Here is a 211-nt window from a genome sequence, read left to right on the forward strand (position 1 = left end):
TACCACATTCAGTGGATGGCCTTTTCCATCGACAGCCAGATGGATTTTGGAACCATAACCACCCTGAGAGCGACCCAGGCCATGGTCTGCGGTGACATCAGGATGTTTTTTTGGGCGCCAGCCGCACAATGTGCCGCACGAATGTTACTGCCATCCAGTGATATGGCTGACCAATCAACCAAATCTTGTTCATCCAGTATTGACAATAACT

1 pseudogene is annotated in these 211 nt (G+C 49.3%); it reads right to left on the reverse strand.

What is annotated here, in order from left to right:
* Positions 1 to 211, reverse strand: a pseudogene (locus ACGF49_RS25550) (IS5/IS1182 family transposase); the annotation flags it as partial.

The sequence above is a fragment of the Photorhabdus sp. RM96S genome, from assembly GCF_042879335.1.
Taxonomy (GTDB): domain Bacteria; phylum Pseudomonadota; class Gammaproteobacteria; order Enterobacterales; family Enterobacteriaceae; genus Photorhabdus; species Photorhabdus kayaii.